This window comes from Mesorhizobium sp. M7A.F.Ca.ET.027.03.2.1 (assembly GCF_003999175.1).
Lineage (GTDB): Bacteria > Pseudomonadota > Alphaproteobacteria > Rhizobiales > Rhizobiaceae > Mesorhizobium.
This window is the reverse complement of the sequence record NZ_RZOM01001161.1, coordinates 1-1,849: the sequence shown is the minus strand read 5'-3', so window position 1 is coordinate 1,849 and position 1,849 is coordinate 1. Positions and strand designations below refer to the sequence as shown.

The 1,849-nt window shown below is 63.8% G+C and carries 2 protein-coding genes; both read right to left on the bottom strand.

The annotated features are described in order from the left end of the window. Window positions 1-92 precede the first annotated feature (92 nt). A complete protein-coding gene (locus EN750_RS32415; RefSeq protein ID WP_127399120.1) occupies window positions 93-1,256 on the bottom strand; it encodes an ABC transporter substrate-binding protein in 1,164 nt (387 codons plus the stop codon). 71 nt (window positions 1,257-1,327) lie between these two features. After that, window positions 1,328-1,849, bottom strand: a 522-nt coding sequence (locus tag EN750_RS32410; RefSeq protein WP_127399119.1) for an ABC transporter permease subunit, incomplete at its 5' end; no start/stop codon positions are given.

Below are 1,849 nucleotides of genomic sequence, written 5' to 3'. Positions count from 1 at the left end.
AATCATCAACGACAGCGTCCCCTCGCCCCGTTTACGGGGAGAGGATGCAGGCAGGCAGGTGAGGGGCGGCGCTGACCTGGACATTGTCAGCCCTACTTCACCGCTGAATCGAACAGATGCGCCTTGATCTTCTCGACATCGAGCGCGGCAAAGCCTTCCGACAGCTTGTACCCGTCGGCATCGGCCTTGACCTTGGCCTTGTCGAAATCATTGGCCGGGCCGATCAAATCATTGGTGCAGACATCCTCGGCCTTCACCGGAGCGGTGATCTGGCCGATCTTGTGGATCTCGTCGAAGAAGCCCTGCCAGCTCGCCATGTCGTGCGAGCCCCAGCCGCCGCGTTTGTCCATGTCGCCGCGGAAGACGTTGATCTGCTGCAGGATCGAGGTGGTGCCGAGCTCCGGCCCGAGATTCTTGGCCAGCGTCGGGAACTGCTCGAACACCGCTTCGACCGCCGCGCGGGGATTCTGGTAGCCGAATTCGAGGCCCATCGCCCAGCCGCGCAGGTACTTTTCCAGCAACGCCTTCTTGTCGGCGTCCTCCAGATCGGCGGCGCGCACGACGAAAGTATTGGCCGGCAGCTTTGAGTTCTGCACGCCGAGCCAGTATTCGAAGTCGAGCCCCTTGGCGATCCATTCGGCGCGTAGGCCTTCCCACGACAGGGCAGCGTCGCCCTGGCCGCCGGCAAGAGCCGTGCCCCATGTCGGCCAGCCGGCTTCGACATATTTGACCTTCTTGATGTCGACGCCCTGCGCCGCCAGCAGCGGGTCGGTGATCGACTGCCAGGCGGCGGAGCCGAGCAGGATGGTCTTGCCTTCCAGCTTCTTCAGATCGTTCGATCCCTCGCCCTTGCGGAAGGCGATGCTGAACGTGTCGCGGGCGCCCATATGGAACACCGACTTCAGCTTCATGCCGTTCTGGATGGCGAAGGAGAACACGCCGGGCGACGGGAAGCCCATATCGGCCTGGCCGACATCGACGAACTTCACCGTCGCGGTGCCGTCCGACGGCCCCGGCTGCATGTCGGTGTCCAGCCCATCGAAATAGCCGGCCTTCTTGGCTGCCCAGTAGGGATAGTCGTCGAGCACTTCGAGCGTGCCGCGCGGCGAGATCCAGGTGAATTTTCCGTAGGGTTCGGCCCTGGCCTTGAGGCCGGTGGCGCCAAGCACCGTCGCGGTCACCAGCCCGGCGCCGGTCACCTGCAGGAAAGTGCGGCGGCTGATCCCCGCCGGGTTGGTCGAGAAATTATTGGTCATGGCATTCCCCTTTTTTGTTTGATGTCAGTCTCTTGCCGCCCGCCTCCCGGGCGCCGTCTGTACTTTTGTGTTCAAGCCTCCCAGCTCGCCCATTTCTTGCCGACCAGGAAGAACAGCACGTAGATCAGGATGCCGAGCGTCGACAGGATCAGCACCACGGCGAAGAACTGCGGCATCTGGATCATCGACGAATAGGTCGTCAGCCGGTTGCCGAGGCCGAAGCCGCCGCCGACCATTTCGGCGCCGACCGCGGTCAGCAGACCGAAGATGGCGCCGATCATCAGCCCGACCAGGATCATCGGCAGCGCCATCGGCGCTCGGATCTTCCAGAAGATCTGCAGGGTGCTGGCGCCATAGGAGCGTGCCAGCGCGATCTTGGCGCTGTCGACGCGGCGAAAGCCGGTGGCGGCATTGATCATCACCATCGGCCCGGCGGCCAGCGCCACCGCGATGATGCGCGGCGTGTAGCCGAAGCCGAAGCGCAGGATCAGAAGCGGCACCAGCGCCAGCATCGGCGTGGTGACCAGAAGCAGGATGTAGGGCGCGACGATCTTCTCGGCGAAGGGGAACTGGGTGATGACGGCGGCCAGCAC